At 45.3% G+C, this 1381-nt stretch carries 1 protein-coding gene; it reads left to right on the top strand.

Annotated features, from left to right (window positions below):
* The first annotated feature begins 42 nt into the window (after positions 1–42).
* Positions 43–1026, top strand: coding sequence for a DUF6160 family protein (locus ABD744_RS19360; RefSeq protein ID WP_344800236.1), 984 nt, complete (start codon positions 43–45; stop codon positions 1024–1026).
* The last annotated feature ends 355 nt before the right edge of the window (positions 1027–1381 follow it).

Genomic DNA, 1381 nt, shown 5'->3' with positions numbered 1-1381 from the left:
TCTGTTAAATAAAAATTAAAAATAATAATCAGGAGTTCTTCCATGAAAGGTTTCAAAAAGCTGGCTCTAGTAGCTGCAATCGCTGCCCCATTAACTTCCGTTCACGCACTTGAGTCTTTGGATGATTCAGTACTGTCAGGCATGACCGGTCAGTCTGGTGTGTCTATCGATCTTAAAGCACGTGTTTTGATCGACGAAGTGGTTTATACCGATACAGCGCACCAAGTGGGTGTTGATGGTAACGGCGACCCAATCTTTGCTGACGGTGGCCAGATTGCGTTTGGTGCGATCAAGTTTGGTGGTGCTTCTGTAGGTACAGCGGGTTCTGCAAACGAATTCCTGGATGACGTAAAAATCGACATCGACGTAACTGAAACTGGCGACCTTAAAATTCACTTGGGTACGCAAGACTTGATCGGCTTCCTTCAGGGAACTCAGGAAATCGACTTCGGTTTGACGTTGGGTGATTCTGCAAACGGTGTTGCAGGTATGCAGCTACGTAGCGCGGACGGTGCAGTTGCAACGAACGTATTGGGTGACGTATCTCTTTCTGGTGTGTTGGGTCCGGTTGACGTTGTTATCTCTAATGACGGCGCAGGCACAACAAGTGGTCTGATCAACATGTCTGGTTACTTCGCAGTAGACCAAGGTTCTGTGGATATTCCAGTCGCGGGCGTTGGTATCTCTAACTTGAAGATTTATCAAAACGCAAATGCGGGTGCATTGGGTGCAGCAGGTGTTGCGCAAGGTGGCTTTGCATACTTTGATGTAACAGTTGATACTGTGGATACAGCGTATAACCTTGCAAGCCCAGCAGATATTGCTGGTACAGCAACTACTGTGGTTGTTGAAGATGCATTGAGCTTGGCAGTGAACAGCTTCAACGTTGATATCGATATGGACGTAGCGATCGGTACTTCAACTGCAACGGGTGCGCTTGCTGGATTGGTGACTAGCTCAATCGGTAACGTACATCTAGAGAACTTGGACGTGTCTGGTACAACTTTGACTGTATACGGTCACTAATACCTAAGACTCTCCGAGTTAAAAAAACCGCCTTCGGGCGGTTTTTTTGTGGGTGTTACTTTTTGAGGTTGGTTGAGTGTTTTTGTTACGGTTTTTTGTCTTTTTTTGAGTGTTAGTGGGTGTGGGTGGTCTGTTTCAGGGTAACCTAAACTAAAGGTGGGTTTTGAGTGTGTGGAATGAGCGCGGTTTCTTTGCTTATTGTTGGGTATTCTGGAACGAATAGTTCGTTATAGTGGATCTATGAGTTAAAACGGCTCTGTTAAATAAAAATTAAAAATAATAATCAGGAGTTCTTCCATGAAAGGTTTCAAAAAGCTGGCTCTAGTAGCTGCAATCGCTGCCCCATTAACTTCCG

Origin of the sequence: Litoribacillus peritrichatus (assembly GCF_039537985.1) — a bacterium.
GTDB lineage: Bacteria > Pseudomonadota > Gammaproteobacteria > Pseudomonadales > Litoribrevibacteraceae > Litoribacillus > Litoribacillus peritrichatus.
This window is presented reverse-complemented; position numbering and strand designations above follow the sequence as displayed.

Bases quoted from the DNA above. Each gene is read 5' to 3' on its own strand.
- ABD744_RS19360 (WP_344800236.1), top strand. From the start codon at position 43: ATGAAAGGTTTCAAAAAGCTGGCTCTAGTAGCTGCAATCGCTGCCCCA.